This window comes from Arthrobacter sp. GQ119 (genome assembly GCF_059759125.1).
Genome location: NZ_JCAXEA010000020.1, coordinates 52,206 through 67,140, shown reverse-complemented (window position 1 = coordinate 67,140; position 14,935 = coordinate 52,206). Strand labels below are relative to the sequence as shown.

The 14,935-nt window shown below is 64.6% G+C and carries 13 protein-coding genes; 7 read left to right on the top strand and 6 right to left on the bottom strand.

Features of this window, described 5'->3' with window-relative positions:
• The first annotated feature begins 209 nt into the window (after window positions 1–209).
• The 7 genes from AC6CH3_RS17960 to AC6CH3_RS17930 all read left to right on the top strand — a co-directional run bounded on the left by AC6CH3_RS17960 (window position 210) and on the right by AC6CH3_RS17930 (window position 10,703).
• Entirely contained in the window at window positions 210–2,177 is a 1,968-nt protein-coding gene (locus AC6CH3_RS17960; protein ID WP_498133711.1) for a helix-turn-helix domain-containing protein, read from the top strand.
• A gap of 172 nt (window positions 2,178–2,349) precedes the next feature.
• Complete coding sequence (locus AC6CH3_RS17955) at window positions 2,350–3,600, top strand: iron-containing alcohol dehydrogenase (protein WP_498133710.1); 1,251 nt, start codon at window positions 2,350–2,352, stop codon at window positions 3,598–3,600.
• Window positions 3,601–3,648: 48 nt separating this feature from the next.
• Window positions 3,649–5,124 (top strand): NAD-dependent succinate-semialdehyde dehydrogenase, encoded by a 1,476-nt coding sequence (locus AC6CH3_RS17950; protein WP_498133709.1) that lies wholly within the window; start codon window positions 3,649–3,651, stop codon window positions 5,122–5,124.
• Between the two features lie 64 nt (window positions 5,125–5,188).
• Entirely contained in the window at window positions 5,189–6,568 is a 1,380-nt protein-coding gene (locus AC6CH3_RS17945; protein ID WP_498133708.1) for an MFS transporter, read from the top strand.
• 307 nt (window positions 6,569–6,875) lie between these two features.
• Entirely contained in the window at window positions 6,876–7,922 is a 1,047-nt protein-coding gene (locus AC6CH3_RS17940) for a homoserine dehydrogenase (RefSeq protein ID WP_498133707.1), read from the top strand.
• Window positions 7,915–9,330: an aldehyde dehydrogenase family protein gene (locus AC6CH3_RS17935; protein ID WP_498133706.1), complete on the top strand. Its 1,416-nt coding sequence runs from the start codon at window positions 7,915–7,917 to the stop codon at window positions 9,328–9,330. The genes AC6CH3_RS17940 and AC6CH3_RS17935 overlap by 8 nt, the downstream gene beginning before the upstream one ends.
• A gap of 8 nt (window positions 9,331–9,338) precedes the next feature.
• The gene (locus tag AC6CH3_RS17930; RefSeq protein ID WP_498133705.1) at window positions 9,339–10,703 is read left to right on the top strand and encodes an aspartate ammonia-lyase; all 1,365 of its coding nucleotides are present in this window, start codon (window positions 9,339–9,341) and stop codon (window positions 10,701–10,703) included.
• A 145-nt stretch (window positions 10,704–10,848) separates the two neighbouring features.
• Here the strand turns inward: AC6CH3_RS17930 and AC6CH3_RS17925 are convergent, their stop codons facing one another.
• The 6 genes from AC6CH3_RS17925 to AC6CH3_RS17900 all read right to left on the bottom strand — a co-directional run bounded on the left by AC6CH3_RS17925 (window position 10,849) and on the right by AC6CH3_RS17900 (window position 14,922).
• Window positions 10,849–11,301: an Lrp/AsnC family transcriptional regulator gene (locus AC6CH3_RS17925; protein WP_498133704.1), complete on the bottom strand. Its 453-nt coding sequence runs from the start codon at window positions 11,299–11,301 to the stop codon at window positions 10,849–10,851.
• Between the two features lie 220 nt (window positions 11,302–11,521).
• Window positions 11,522–11,773, bottom strand: a complete 252-nt coding sequence (locus AC6CH3_RS17920) for a hypothetical protein (protein WP_498133703.1) — start codon at window positions 11,771–11,773, stop codon at window positions 11,522–11,524.
• Window positions 11,774–11,808: 35 nt separating this feature from the next.
• Window positions 11,809–12,459 carry an aldehyde dehydrogenase family protein gene (locus tag AC6CH3_RS17915; RefSeq protein WP_498133702.1) on the bottom strand — a complete coding sequence of 217 codons (651 nt, stop codon included), beginning with the start codon at window positions 12,457–12,459 and terminating at the stop codon, window positions 11,809–11,811.
• Window positions 12,460–12,496: 37 nt separating this feature from the next.
• Window positions 12,497–13,240 (bottom strand): SDR family NAD(P)-dependent oxidoreductase, encoded by a 744-nt coding sequence (locus AC6CH3_RS17910; protein ID WP_498133701.1) that lies wholly within the window; start codon window positions 13,238–13,240, stop codon window positions 12,497–12,499.
• A gap of 79 nt (window positions 13,241–13,319) precedes the next feature.
• Window positions 13,320–14,426, bottom strand: a complete 1,107-nt coding sequence (locus AC6CH3_RS17905) for an alanine racemase (RefSeq protein ID WP_498133700.1) — start codon at window positions 14,424–14,426, stop codon at window positions 13,320–13,322.
• A gap of 25 nt (window positions 14,427–14,451) precedes the next feature.
• Window positions 14,452–14,922 carry a RidA family protein gene (locus AC6CH3_RS17900; protein WP_498133699.1) on the bottom strand — a complete coding sequence of 157 codons (471 nt, stop codon included), beginning with the start codon at window positions 14,920–14,922 and terminating at the stop codon, window positions 14,452–14,454.
• Between the last annotated feature and the right edge of the window lie 13 nt (window positions 14,923–14,935).

Sequence of the window (14,935 nt, the reverse complement as noted above, 5' to 3'; positions counted from 1 at the left end):
TCGTATTTCTGTGTACTACGACGGCGGGTGGTGTGCGGTCAGCCCGGGACTCCCGACGAGAAGGGGCTTGCCCTTGCTGTCCGGGCGTCACCCGTTAGAGTCTCGATCGCTCAAGTCCTCGCACAGTGGGTACAGGCCCTCGCCTCACGCCGGTACCGGGTGCGGGCTTCCCCAAGGTTCGGAGGGCGTTGGCCGCTACCATGGCCCGTATGGATGCCCAAGAGAGCCCGCCGGTCCACACCGGTGCCGTTCCTCCTCCGGAGGGGATGACGGTGGGTCGGCTTTTGACTCTCCTTGGTGAGGGCGTGTCTGCTGAGGGTTTGGAAACGCAACTGGCAGCCATGGAGGCGGAGAACCTGCTCGATCCGGCGACGGCAGCAGCGGCCCGCAGCCTCAATGCCAGGCTCCGGGAGGCCAGCCGGCGGGAGGGGCTGCTCCGGGTCCTGTACGACACGGCCACGGACCTCACCGGCATTCGTGATGTTGAGGCCGTTCTGAAAGCCATCGTCCGCAGAACCCGCTCGCTCATCGGCAGCGACATCGCGTATCTGAGCCTGAATGATTACGCTTCCGGGGAATCGTATATCCGGGTCACCGACGGTGCCGCAACAGCCCTGTTCCGGAATATCCGCATGCCCCTGGGCGAGGGCGTCCTCGGCGCCGTGGCCACCGGTGAAGCCCCTTCCCAATCCGCGGACTACCTGAGTGACCGGACCAAATCTCACCTCGAGTCGAGTGACGCGGCGGTCGCGGCAGAAGGCGTCAAGGCCATCATGGGCGTTCCGTTGAGGGCAGAGGGCAAGGTCATCGGTGCGCTCCTCGTTGCGGACCGGCACGCTCACAACTTCAGCAGCGATGACGTCGCGCTCATGGAATCGATCGGCACCCACGCCGCTGTTGCGCTCGAGAACGCGCGTCACTTCACCGAAATGGCCGATGCCCTGGCCCGGCTGGATCAGGCGCAGCAGCAGAATCTTGCTCACGTGAAGGCGTTGGAGGAGCTTTCTTCCCTCGATCAGCGGCTGATGGAGACCTTGGCGTCAGCCAACAGCCTGCCCAACCTCATGCTGCTTTTGGCCGAGTCGATGGACAGCGAAGTGTTCGTGGTTTCACCCATGGGCGAGACCGTGGCAGGCCTCGGCGCGAACCCGGACTTCGGCTCGCCCGCTGCGTTAAGCGCCGCGGAGATCTCCGCCGCGCGGACGCTGCCCATCCCTTTCACGGTCAAAGGCCAGCAGTACACCGTGATGTCCGCGGTCGCCGGCGACCAGCACCTGGCCTCGCTTATCGTTGCCGGCCACGTCAGCCAGGACCGGCTTGCAGTGCTGGAGCGAAGCGCGCTGGTCCTCAGTGCGGCGTTGCTCTTTGAACGCACCTTCCAGGACGCGCAGTACCGGCTGCAGCTCGAACTCATCGACGAGCTCCTGAATCCGCGGTCTGAGGATACGGAAGCAATGAAACGGCGGGCCGGGAGATTCGGCCTCGCAGGCAACATCCCGCTGGTGGTCCGGGTAGTGGGCGTTCGGGAGGACCAGCGACAAAGAGCACTCGCGGTATTGAAGCGGCATGCCCAGGACCGTCCCGGGATCACCGCCCTCCACGAATCGCATCTGTGCGTCATCGAGCCGGCCTCGCCCCGGGATCGTGCCGACGGAGCCAACCGGGGCGAAATCAGCGGACAAGCCCTCATCGATGCCCTCAAGCATCAGCGCATCGAGGCCGGCGTCGGTTCATCACAAGCAGTAACGGGGTTTTCCCGTCTGGCCACCGCTCATGCCGAGGCAGATGCCGTGCTGAGAGCGCTGCAGGCTCTGTCGCGAAACGGCGAGGCCGCCGACCGGGCCGTCCTTGGCACCGCCGGGATGCTGCTGGGGGCAATGGATACGCCCTTCGCCACGCAGTTGCTCGCCGCCCAACTCGGACCGCTACTGGAGTACGACCGGCGTCGGGGAACGCAGCTGGTCCTGACCGCCTGGACTTATCTGGAGAACGACGCCTCCGGCCCGGCGGCTGCGGGGGCCCTGCACATTCATCCCAACACCCTCCGGCAGCGGCTCGAGCGCATCGACGCTGTCCTGGGCGCCGGCTGGCGCAAGGGCGGACGGTCACTGGACGTGCACGTAGCCCTGCGGCTCTGGCGACTGCAGTCCGCGGGCATCCGCGTCCCGCTGACCTGACGCCGCTCGGGGAACCGGCGCAGCCCGGACACCACGGGGTGTGGTTCCGGCACATGAAGCAGCGGCCAATATGGCAGCAAGTTCCATAGTGCGCGTCGCAGCCCTCTGACACCATGAGATCCACGGCACCTTCCAGGTAGCCCCAAATCCCCATTATTAGGAGTCAGTCACAATGTCGTGTGCGCATGCAGCCGGCCTCCCTCCCGCAACCTTCGGCGTCCTGAGGTTGCCGCGGAACATCGTCGTCGGTGCCCAGCAGCGTTTTGCCATCGCCGACATCGCCGCAGAGTTCGGCGACAGGGTCCTCATCTGCACCGACCCCCGGCTTGCGGCCTCGGACGAGCTGCAGGCCCTGGTCACAAGCCTGGAGAGCCGGAAGCTGTCCGTCCGGGTCTACGGCGAAACCCAGGCCGAGCTGCCCACCCCGGGCATCATTGCCTGTGTCGAAGAGCTCAGGGGACAGGACATCGACGTCGTTATCGGGTTCGGCGGCGGCAGCTGCATGGACATGGCCAAGGTGGTCTCGGTGCTGCTGACCCACGGCGGGCAGCCCAGCGACTACTACGGCGAATTCGCCGTTCCCGGTCCCGTCAAGCCCGTCATCGCCCTGCCCACCACGGCAGGCACCGGTTCCGAAGCGACAGCCATCGCCGTGGTTTCCGACCCCGGACTTGGCATGAAGATGGGCATCTCAAGCCCACACATCATCCCCTTCGCCGCGGTGTGCGACCCCGAACTGACCTACACCTGCCCGCCGCCGCTGACCGCGGCCACCGGCGCCGACACCTTTGTCCACCTGGTCGAGTCGTTCACCGCCATCACCCGGGAACCAACCCACACGCTCGCCAACGAGCGCGTGTTCGTAGGCAAGAATGTCCTGACGGACTCCCTGGCGCTGGACGGCATCAGGCTGGTGGGACGTAGCCTTGCCACCGCATACAAAGACCCGGGCAACACCGATGCCCGCGCCGACATGATGCTGGCCGCACTCTACGGCGGCATTGTGCTCAGCAACGCCGGAACGGCGGCGGCGCACGCTATCCAGTACCCGGTCGGCGCACTGACCCACACTCCCCACGGCATGGGCGTCGGACTGCTGCTCCCTTACGTCGTCCGCCACAACTTCAGCGCCATTGAACCGCAGCTGGCACAGGTTGCCGAAGCGCTGGGACGCGACATCAAGGGCCTGAGCATCCGGGGCGCTGCGATCGCCGGCGTAGAGGCCATCGACGAAGTCATCGCCACCATCGAACTGCCCGCGACGCTTCAGGACCTCGGAGTGCAGGAACGCGACCTCGCCCAAATTGCCAGGCTGTCGCTGAACTCCAAGCGGCTCATCGACAACAACCCCGTGCCGCTCGACCTTGAGTCCGTCACGTCCATCGTGCACGCCGCCTACGCCGGCGACCGCACCATCCGCTAGATCACCTCGCTCACGCATCATCACCTGATCAAAACCTGAGGATCCCCCATGACACTTCTCTCCGCCCAGGAACCGCTCGACATCGATGAGCTGGCGGTCCCCCGCCAGCTGCTCATCGCCGGAGGCTGGCAGGACGCCGCCGGCGGCCGCACCGTCGACGTCGTCAATCCCTCCGATGGGACGGTGATCACCGCTATCGCGGACGCCGACGTCGAGGACGGCCTTGCCGCGGTCGACGCCGCCGCCGCGGCCTTTCCCGACTGGGCAGCGTCGCCGCCCCGGCGCCGCGCCGAAATCCTGACCCGCTGCTTCGAGCTCATGACCGAACGCCGGGAACAGCTTGCCCGCCTCATCTCCCTCGAGAACGGCAAGGCACTGCCGGATGCGCGCGGCGAGGTGGCGTACGCAGCAGAATTCTTCCGCTGGTACGCGGAAGAGGCCGTACGGATCATCGGCGACGTTTCCATCTCACCGTCCGGTGCGAACCGGATCCTGGTCCAGCACCAGCCGATCGGTGTCTGCGTCCTGATCACTCCGTGGAACTTCCCCGCCGCCATGGCTACCCGCAAGCTCGCGCCGGCGCTTGCCGCCGGGTGCACCGCAGTACTCAAGCCAGCCACCCTCACCCCCCTGACATCGCTGGCCATCGCCCAGCTCATGGTCGACGCCGGCGTCCCGGCCGGCGTCGTCAACGTGATCACCACAAGCAGGACTGGTGACGTCATGGCGCCCGTGCTCGCCGACCCCCGCGTGCGCAAGCTCTCGTTTACCGGTTCTACCGGCGTCGGCCGGCACCTGCTGCGGCAAGCGGCCGACAACGTGCTCAAGTGCTCCATGGAACTGGGCGGCAACGCGCCGTTCGTAGTTTTCGATGACGCGGACCTGGACAAAGCCATCGACGGCGTCATGATCGCCAAGATGCGCAACGGCGGCCAGGCCTGCACGGCAGCCAACAGGATCTACGTGCAGCGCGGGATCCAGACGGAGTTCGCCAGCCGCCTCGCGGGCCGCATGGCCGGACTCAAGGTCGGGCCGGGCACAGATCCGTCCACCGAGGTGGGCCCTCTGGTGGACGAGGCAAGTGTCCTGAAGGTCGACGCCCTGGTGCGCGATGCCCTCGACCAGGGCGCGCGCCTGCTCACCGGCGGACAACTGCCGGAAGGCGACGGCTACTACTACCCACCCACAGTGGTGACCAACGTGCCGCTCCATGCGCGCATGGTCAGCGAGGAAATCTTCGGACCCGTGGCATCGGTCATCGGCTTCGACACCGAGGACGAAGTCATCGCTTCCGCCAACGACTCCGAGTACGGCCTTGCAGCGTACGTCTTCACTGAAGACCTGCGCCGCGGGCTTCGGGTATCCGAACGCATCGAAAGCGGAATGGTAGCCCTCAACCGTGGGCTCGTCTCGGACCCGGCAGCGCCGTTCGGCGGCGTGAAACAAAGCGGCCTCGGCCGTGAAGGCGCCCACCAGGGCCTGCTGGACTTCACCGAAACCAAATACATCGCCCTCGACTGGTGACCCGCCCGACGGCTGCCACCGACATATCCCTCAATCTCCGCCTGACCTTCGAAAGACAAAATCAATGACGATCTCTGCAGTAAACACGCGCAACTCAAGCCGCGTGCCGTGGCGGGTATCACTCGCCAGCTTCGCCGGTACCACCATCGAGTGGTACGACTACTACATCTTCGGGCTCCTCGCGGCCACCGGCGTTTTCAGCAGGCTGTATTTCCCGGATCAGGACCCCGCTACGGGTCTCCTGCTGGCATTCCTGACCTACGCCGTCGGCTTCGTTGCCCGGCCCTTCGGCGGCATGTTCGCCGGCCACTACGGGGACAAGATCGGGCGCAAGCCGATGCTCGTCCTCTCGCTGCTCCTGATGGGTTTCGCCACCCTGGCCATGGGACTTCTGCCGACGTACGCGCAGATCGGTGTCTGGGCCCCCATCCTGCTCACCGTATTGCGGCTTATGCAGGGCTTCGGTGCCGGCGCCGAATGGGCAGGCGCCGCCATCATCTCCACGGAGCACGCCCCGGAGGGACGCCGCGGATTCTTCGGCAGCTTCACCCAGATGGGCGTCCCGGCCGGCATGCTGTTCGCCAACGCCTCAGTGCTGGCCGTGAAGGCTGCAGTTCCTGCCGACGTCTTCGACGCCTGGGCCTGGCGCGTTCCCTTCCTGCTCAGTGTCCTGCTGATCGTCGTGGGCCTGGTGGTCCGGGCGAAGCTCGAGGACTCCGAGGACTTCAAGGACCTCGTAGCCAAGAAGCAAACGGCCCACAACCCGCTCGGCGAAGCCCTCAAGAAGGAAACCAAGGGCGTCTGGCTGGTCGTCGGCATGCGTCTCGCTGAAAACTCGGCCTTCTACCTGTACACCACCTTCTCGGTTGTCTACATCATGCGGACGTTCGGCCCCGAACGCGCCAACCAGGGCTCGATGTCCGTCCTGATCGCCTCCGCCATCGGCGTCATCGCCGTGCCGCTCTGGGCAGCGCTGTCCGACCGCATCGGCCGGAAGCCTCTATACCTCTTCGGATCCATCGGCGGACTCCTGTTCTTCCCGCTCTACTTCGTCATGACCGACACCGGAAGCGCCCTGCTGGCAACCCTGGCCATCATCATCGGCCTGGCAGTGTTTCACAACTCGATGTACGGCCCGCAGGCGGCGTTCTTCTCGGAACTGTTCTCCACCAAACTGCGCTACAGCGGTGCCTCCATGGGCTACCAGTTCGGCTCAGTGCTGGCCGGCGGCATCGCGCCACTCGTCGCCGTCGCTCTGCTCAACGCAGGCAACGGCGAACCCGGCTGGGTGATCCTGTACTTCAGCATCATCGGCGTCATCACGGTCGCCTCGGCGATCATGGCTCCGGAAACCGTCAAGCGCGTCCGCGGCCGCCTCGAAGCTGAGCAGCAGTCAGACTCTCTCAGCCCTGAGAGCACGCCTGACAGGGCCGGCGTAAACTAGTCGTCGTTGGGCCCGAAGCCCGAAATGCCGGGGTCATCCGCAGAGCATTCCGCGGATGACCCCGGCATTTCCTTTTGAGAAACAGGTCGACGGGACAGGGCTGGGCTTCTTGGCCCCGCTGGGTTGTCGTGACACGGACTGCACACTGCCGTCGTTTGGCTGTTCTCCGGCCTTGTGACCGTTTAGGCATTTTTGCCCGTGCGTTTGGTCATTTCGTCATCGTCGACGGCCGATCCGCATCTAGGGAACTGACACTCCAGGGACACAGGCTTATAGGACAGCATTACCGCTCAACCAAGGAGATCACGTGACTACCTACAACCTGGCCCTGATCGGTTTCGGAGGCGTCAACCGCGCCCTGGCGGAACTGATTCGAGACGAACCGCAACGATTTGCTTCCCTCGGATTTGAGCTTCGCGTCGTGGCCATCACCGACCTTGCCTTTGGCTCGCTCGTCCAGGGTGACGGCATCGACTTGTCTTCCGTCCTCGCAATGCCGCGTGGATCCTCATTCCAGGGACTCCCTGGTGGAAGCTCCGATCCGCGCAACGAAGAAGTCATCAAGAACAGCCCGGCCGACATCGTCGTCGAAGCCACCTTCACCAGCCCGGTCGACGGGGAGCCGGCGGTGTCGCACGTGAAGTGGGCCATCGAGTCCGGCAAGCACGTCGTGACCACCAACAAGGGTCCTGTGGCCTTGTACGGTCAGGAACTGAGCGAGCTGGCTGCCAGCAACGGAGTTCGGTTCGAGTACGAAGGCTCCGTCATGAGCGGCACCCCCGTCATCCGACTGGCGCACAAAATGCTTGAAGGCCTGGAACTCAATGCGGTACAGGGCATCCTGAACGGAACCAGCAACTACGTCCTAGGCAGGATGGAAGCCGGGCTACGCCTGGACGAAGCCATCGCCGAGGCGCAGGAGCGCGGATATGCCGAAGCAGACCCAACCGCAGACATCGGCGGCTCCGACGTCCGTTTGAAAGTCGCCATCCTCGCCAACGAACTGCTCGGAGCGAACCTACAGCCCAGCGACGTGGACACCAAGGGAATCCAGGACATCACCAGCGACGACGTCGCACAGGCCGTGGCAAACGGCCGTCGCTGGAAGCTCGTCGGTGAAGCCCGCCGCGCCGAAGACGGCCGCGTCGTGGCCACCGTTCAGCCCATCGCGCTTCCCGCCGACCACCCGCTGGCAGGCATCTCCGGGGCAACGAATGCCGTGTCATTCAACACTGACCTGCTGGGTGCCGTCACAGTCTCCGGACCTGGCGCTGGCCGCGTCGAAACCGCCTACGCCCTCATTTCCGACATCATTGCCGTCGACGAATTCGTCAAGGGAGCCGTCCGTGCCTGAAACCGCCATTTCCGAGACCAAAGCGGCAGCTACAACCACTGATCTGCTGGTTCACAACAAGTTCGACGGTACCGTTCTGGCGGCCCTTCCCCAGTGCACTGAGCCAGATGTTCAGGTCGAGCTTATCCGCGCTGCTTCTGCCGCTCCCGCAGCAGCAGCCATGCCCCGCCATGAACGCGGCCGAATTCTGGATACCACCGCAGAACTTCTGCAGCGACGGTCGGAGGAGGTCGCCGACCTCATCGTCGCCGAAGCCGGAAAAACCATTAAGCAGGCACGCAAAGAGGTCTCCAGGGCGATCAACACACTCAAGCTCTCTGCCGCGGAAACCCGCCGCAACGTCGGGGAAGTCGTACCGTTTGACTCTTTCGCAGGGTCCGAGAACCGCCAGGGATGGTTCACCCGCGAGCCGCTGGGGCTTATCGCGGCCATCACGCCCTACAACGATGCGCTGAACCTGGTCGCGCACAAGATTGGGCCGGCGATTGCAGGCGGCAACACCGTCATCCTTAAGCCGTCGCAGCTGACACCATTGACCGCCATGCTCCTGGTGGACCTACTGCGGGAAGCCGGCCTCCCCTCGGACTTCGTCATCGTTGTCCTGGGTGACCGCACGGTCGCGCAAGCCATCATTTCCTCCAAGCTGGTCCGCATGGTCTCCTTCACGGGCGGTTTCGCCACGGGCAAGGCCATCGCCGCGAACGCCGGTATCAAGCGGCTCTCGATGGAGCTTGGCGGCAACGCACCCGTCATTGTCTTCGATGACGCCGACATCCCGGCCGCCGTCGAAGCAAGCGTGTCCGGTTCCTTCTGGGCAGCCGGACAGAACTGCATTGGCGCCCAGCGGATCCTGGTCCAGCGGTCAGTTTTCGACAGCTTCCTGGAGGCGTTCATAACCCAAACCGCGGCCCTGAAGAGCGGAGACCCGCGCAAGGAAGAAACGGACGTCGGGCCCATGATCAGCAGCGCCGCCGCTGCCGAAGCAAAGCGAAAGATCGACCAGGCCGTGTCTGCCGGCGCTCAACTGCTCACCGGCGGCACACTGGAAGGACCGGTCCTGACGCCTGCCGTTCTCACCGGAGTGCCGCGCACCTGCGAGGCCTGGAGCGAAGAGCTGTTCGCTCCCGTCGTCCTTGTCGAGCCCTTCGATTCCGCTAAGGAAGCCATCGAGTCGGCCAACGACAGCGAGTATGCCCTCCAGGCCGGGGTCTTCACCAAAGACCTGGGCCGCGCCCTGGACACCGCCAGGGCCATTGATGCCGGCGGCGTGATGATCAACGATTCTTCGGACTACCGGCTTGATGCCATGCCGTTCGGGGGTTCCAAGTACGGCAGCATGGGCCGGGAAGGCGTCCGGTTCGCGTATGAGGAAATGACACAGCCCAAAGTCATCGCGATTGCCTCATGAACGCGGGCGTGAGAATTGAACAGGACAGTTTGGGGTCCCTGGCGATCCCCAAGTCAGCCTTGTGGGGCATCCACACTGAACGCGCGATCCTGAACTTCCCCATCAGCGGCATACAACTGGGATCGCACCGCCACCTGGTTCGGGCCCTAGCGTATGTGAAGAAAGCTGCTGCCCTGACCAACACCGAATTAGGCCTGATCCCGGCCGATATCGGCCAGGCCATCGTCGCTGCCTGTGACACCGTGGCCTCGGGCGACGTCGATGACGCCTTTCCCGTTGATGTGATCCAGGGCGGAGCCGGGACGTCGACCAACATGAACGCCAACGAGGTCATCGCCAACCTGGCGCTGCAGGAACTCGGACACCCCCGTGGTGCCTTTCATGTTGTCGATCCGATCGGGCACGTCAACAAGTGCCAGTCCACCAACGACGTCTACCCCACAGCGGTGCGGCTGGCCCTCGTGTTCGCGCTCGAAGACCTCCTGGAGCGCCTGGCACTGCTGTCGGCATCCTTCGCCGAACGCGGGCGGGCGTTTGCGTCGATCCCGAAGATCGGCCGGACACAGTTGCAGGACGCGGTACCGATGACGCTCGGCCAGGAGTTCACCGCATTCTCCGTAACGCTCGAGGAAGACCAGCGCCGGCTCAGCGAAGCAGCCGCACTGCTGCGTGAATGCAGCCTTGGCGCCACGGCCATCGGCACCGGTATCACGGCTGATCCGCTGTACGTCGAGCGCGTCATTGACAAGCTCTCATCCGTGAGCGGGGTCCAGTTGTCCCGCGCTCACGACTTTGTCGAAGCGACGTGGGACACCGGAGCGTTCATGACGTTCTCCGGGGCACTCAAGCGTACGGCCATCAAACTCTCGAAAATCTGCAGCGATCTTCGTCTCCTCTCCAGCGGTCCCCAGACCGGACTCGCGGAGATCCGCCTGCCCCCGCGGCAAGCCGGTTCCTCGATCATGCCCGGCAAGGTCAACCCCGTGGTGCCCGAGGTCGTGAATCAAATAGCGTTCTTTGTCGCCGGCGCCGATGTCACGGTCACGATGGCCGCGGAAAACGGACAGCTGCAGCTGAACGCCTTTGAGCCGGCCATTGCCCACGCCTTGTTGCAGTCGCTGAGCTGGCTGACCAACGGCTGCGACGTCCTGAGGGATTTGTGCGTGAATGGCATCGAGGCCAACGAGCCGCTGCTGCGCTCCAGGGCCAGGGCGTCCACGGCTCAAGCCACCGCGCTGCTGCCGGTTCTGGGATACGCCGTGGCGGCCGAGATTGCCCACCGTGCCTTGGTTTCCGGACAGAGCGTTCTCGATATCGCCCTGAGTGAAGGGTTGCTCTTGCCGGAGCAGGTTGAAGGCCTCATAGCTACCTGACTAGCCAGGACAACAAGCTCCTCGGTGCGGACGGTCCAGGACAGAAGTGATTGTGACACTGAGCTTCTTCCTGGATCGGCACCCCGCCATACTCGATTCCGCAACGCCGGATCTTCTTAGCGCCAGCACGAAGGGCGGGCTGTCCCTAGCGCGATTGCCTGTCGATGACGGTCGACAGCGACAACGCGGTGGTGATATCCCGGACGCCGGGAAACTCTGAAACCTGCCTCCAGATCTCCTGGATTCTCGCGGCATCAGGCGCCTCCACCCTGACGACCAGATCAAGTTCACCGCTGACCACATCGCAGGTGGCCACCTCGGGAATGGCCCGCAACCCTGCAATGACGTCGCCGCCCCGCATCCTGTCATGGCGCTGAACCAACAGCACGGCGTTGACGGTGGGCGTCCCCTCCCCCGCTGATTCCCTAATGGTGTAGCCGTTGATATAGCCGTCCCGTTCAAGCCGCTCAATCCGTTGCCGCACCGCGTTCCGGGACAACAGGACCCTCTCGCCGAGTTGGGCCAGGCTGATACGGGCATTGCGCCGGAGCTCAGCCAGAATCTGCGAATCTATCGCATCACGGGGACTCTTCGGCACGGGTGCTCCTGTCTAAAGGGAATTGAACATGCGATTGGATGATCTGGCCAAGTAGTTCGATGCCCGTCTCGCCCTCGAGCTGACGCCACAGTCGATGTTAGACCGGCGTTGGAAGTTGGATAGACGTCGTTGTTTCTTGAACCGGCGATGGAGCGCCCGTACCCCGTTGTTGGAGCACGGGTCGATCGTTTTCAAGGCCAGAGAAATATTTGGCGCCTTCTCATTGCACACCGCTGCTGATTTTGCTGTCGGGGCTGGTTGGTTTTTCCGGAAGGATGTTCGGATCGACCCATGCCTCATGCTTGAGTGACTTTTCGTACATCGAGCGGTACTGGGGTCCGCATTGTGCCAGCCACAGGATGGAAGAGTCCGGCATGGCGTCATCGACGGTTCCGCTGGCGACCGTGTGGCCGGCCTGGCGTATTTCGACCGGCAACCCTATGAGGCGCTGCCACTTGAGGTATTTTTCCATGGTTTGCTCTTCCTAAAGGGCTTACACGGCAGGAGTCAGAGTTGGATGCCGGTGTATTTGGTTTCTTGGTAGGCCTCGAGGCCTTCGGTGCCGCCTTCGCGGCCGAGGCCTGATTGTTTCGTACCGCCGAAGGGGGCGGCGGGGTTACTGACGAGTCCGCGGTTGATCCCGGTCATTCCGGCGTCGATCGCGTTGACAACGCGCAGTGCCCGCGCCAGGTCCGGGGTGACGACGTAGGAGGCCAGGCCGTAGGGGGTGGCATTCGCTTCGGTGATGGCTTCTTCTTCGGTGTCGAAGGTGTAGATCGCTGCGACGGGGCCGAAGATTTCTTCTTCCCTGATCGTGGCGTTGGCGGGGATGTCGGTCAGGAGGGTGGGCTGGTAGTAGTAGCCGGGGCCGTCGATGATCCGACCGCCGGTGAGGCAGGTCGCGCCCTTGGCGACGGCGTCGGTGACGAGATTGTGGACGGTTGCGCGTTGCTTGTCATCGATCAGTGCTCCGAGGCCGGTGCGGGGTTCGTGGCCATTGGCCATGGTGACGGCGGCGAGGCGTTTGGTGAAACGTCTGGCGAACTCGGCGGCAAGGCTTTGCGGGGAAGGGGGTGCGGGGCCCGGCGGCGTAACCGGGCCCCGCTGTTTCAGGGGGCAGCCGCTCAGGCGGGGGTGAGCCAGCGGCGTTCTTCCCACGAGCCACATTCTGTCTTTGGGCCGTTGGGAGGCGGTGCTAGAAGGCGGTGTATCCGCCGTCGACCGGGAGGGTCGCTCCGGTGATATAGGACGATTCCTTCGATGCGAGGAAGAGGATGGCGTCGGCGATCTCTTGGGGGGTGGCGAGGCGCTGGAGCGGGATCTGGCCCTCCCGCTGGCGGCGGTAGGCCTCGGGGTCTTCCCTGCGCTGGATTGATGCTTCGATGATCGGGGTGGCGGTCAGCCCCGGCGCGACGACGTTGACCCGGATGTTGCGTGACGCCCATTCGATCGCGGCGCCCTTGGCGAGCATGATCAGGCCTCCCTTGGCCGCGGAGTACAGGACTTGATCGGCCATGCCGACCATGCCCAGCCGCGAACTGACGAGGACGAACGAGCCACCTGCTGCGGGCATCAGCGGCGCGAAGTGCTTCATCACCAGGAAGGAGCTGAGCAGGTTGCTGTGGAGCACGTTCTTCGCGTCCTCATGGGCCATTTCCGTGAGCGGGCCGGTGACCTGCAGGCCGTGGTTGAGGACGACGGCGTCCACGGTGCCGAAAGACTCGGCAGCCTGTTGCGCGAGGCTTTCGACGAACGCCTCGTCGTTGAGGTCTCCCGGGACGTACAGGTCCTCGGGCTGGGCGCTGTCCAGTTGCTCCCTGCGGCCGGTGAGCAGCAGCCGGGCGCCTTCGTTGCGGAAGTGGGAACTCACTGCCTCCCCGATTCCGCTGCTGGCGCCGGTGACCAGGGCGGTCGTCTTATCAAGTCTCAAGTTAGACACTCCATCGTGAAGTTGGTTGTTTTTGGGTTGCGGGCTGGGGGACGGAAGTCCCGTCCCCCAGCCTCAGTTAGGGGTCTAGTCAGTTGAGGAAGCCGCGGGCGTCGACCGGCCACCGTTCCAGCGTTGTGCCGGTGCTGTCGGTGACGATGTACTCCTCGAAATTGACCACGACGGGGCAGACGTGGTTGGGCACCACCGGAAGCACGGCCCCGACGCCGGGGCGGAAGTCTCCGCCAGGCAGGGGGAGGAATCCGTGGTATTCGTTGAGTTTGGACAGGACGGCGTTGGTGCCGGCAATGCCGCCGTATCCGATCTCGGGGCTGCCTTCGCGGCCGAGGGCTTTGGTGCCGATGTCGAGGATGACCTGATCGGGAACCCAGTCGCTGACCACCGTGCCGGCAACGAACAGCGCGATCTGATCCTCGGTGCAGGCGCCGAGCCGGGTGTTGTTCAGGTCGTTGAACACGTATTCGCCGGGCCGGATCTCGGTGATCACGCTGTTAGTGGCGAACTCCACAGTGGGTGTGGAGCCGGCGCTGACCACCTCCGGGGTGATCCCGGCTGCGGCAAGGCTGCGCACCGCGGTGGTGAGCGCGGCGTCCTGGTCTTCCGCGGCACGCTTGCGCGCGTCCGGGCCGGCGCTGCCGTGGCCCGGGTAGGTAAAGACGCCGGCCGGGACCAAGCCCCGGTTGCGCGCGGCCAGGGCGAGTTCGCCCGCGGCCTCGGCGGGAGCCCCGGAACGGCGGGCGCCACAGTCGACCTCAATCACGACCTGCAACAGCCCGGGTTCGTCCCCCATTGCGTCGGCGAGGGCATTGATCGCCGCGACGTTATCGACGCCGACCCGCAGCCGGATGGTTTCGGCCAGTTTGCGGATCCGCGGCCCCTTCGTTCCGGCGGGCCAGATCGGGTAGGCGAGGAAGATGTCATCGAACCCGGCCGCCGCGAAGACCTCGGCCTCACCCACGTTGCCTGCAGTGATTCCGACCGCCCCCGCCTTGACCTGGCGCCGACCGATCTCCACGCACTTGTGCGTCTTAACGTGTGGCCTGACGTCCAGGTTGTTCCGCGCGGCGAAGGCCTGCATGCGGTCGATGTTCTCCTGCATCACATCGGCCAGCACGATCGGTGCCGGGGTATCAATCCGCTCGACGAGAGCCTCGAGGGCTCGTTGAATGCGGTTCACGCTGTACTCCTTATTGTTCATGCCACTACGCCTCAGTGCAGATCATCTGGATCTCGACAGGACTCTTGCGCGGCAGCCCGGCGACACCGATCGCGGTACGGGCGTGCCGTCCGTTCTCGCCCAACACCTCGATGAGCAGTTCACTGGCCGCGTTGGCGACCTGAGACTGCAAGCCGAAGTCCGGCCCACTGGCCACGAAGACCAGCATCTGCACGATCCGGACCCGCTCCAGGTCACCCACTGCCTGCACAGCGGCAGCCAGTGCGTTCAGTGCGGCGTGGCGGGCGAGCTCCTGCGCTGTCTCCAGCTCGACATCCCGCCCGACGATGCCCTGGCCCAGCAGCTCACCGTCCTTGTAAGGCAGCTGGCCCGATATGTGAATGCTGGAGTCCACCGCCCGGTGGTGCAGGTAGTACGGGTTCTCGGCGAGGCTGGGCAGTTCCAGACCGAGGTCCCGGAGCCGTTCCGATGCGGAGCCGACGTTAGTGATAGTCATTTGTTTTTCATGT

Bases quoted from the DNA above. Each gene is read 5' to 3' on its own strand.
- AC6CH3_RS17920 (WP_498133703.1), bottom strand. From the start codon at position 11,773: ATGGAAAAATACCTCAAGTGGCAGCGCCTCATAGGGTTGCCGGTCGAA.
- AC6CH3_RS17900 (WP_498133699.1), bottom strand. From the start codon at position 14,922: ATGACTATCACTAACGTCGGCTCCGCATCGGAACGGCTCCGGGACCTC.
- AC6CH3_RS17950 (WP_498133709.1), top strand. From the start codon at position 3,649: ATGACACTTCTCTCCGCCCAGGAACCGCTCGACATCGATGAGCTGGCG.
- AC6CH3_RS17960 (WP_498133711.1), top strand. From the start codon at position 210: ATGGATGCCCAAGAGAGCCCGCCGGTCCACACCGGTGCCGTTCCTCCT.
- AC6CH3_RS17945 (WP_498133708.1), top strand. From the start codon at position 5,189: ATGACGATCTCTGCAGTAAACACGCGCAACTCAAGCCGCGTGCCGTGG.
- AC6CH3_RS17955 (WP_498133710.1), top strand. From the start codon at position 2,350: ATGTCGTGTGCGCATGCAGCCGGCCTCCCTCCCGCAACCTTCGGCGTC.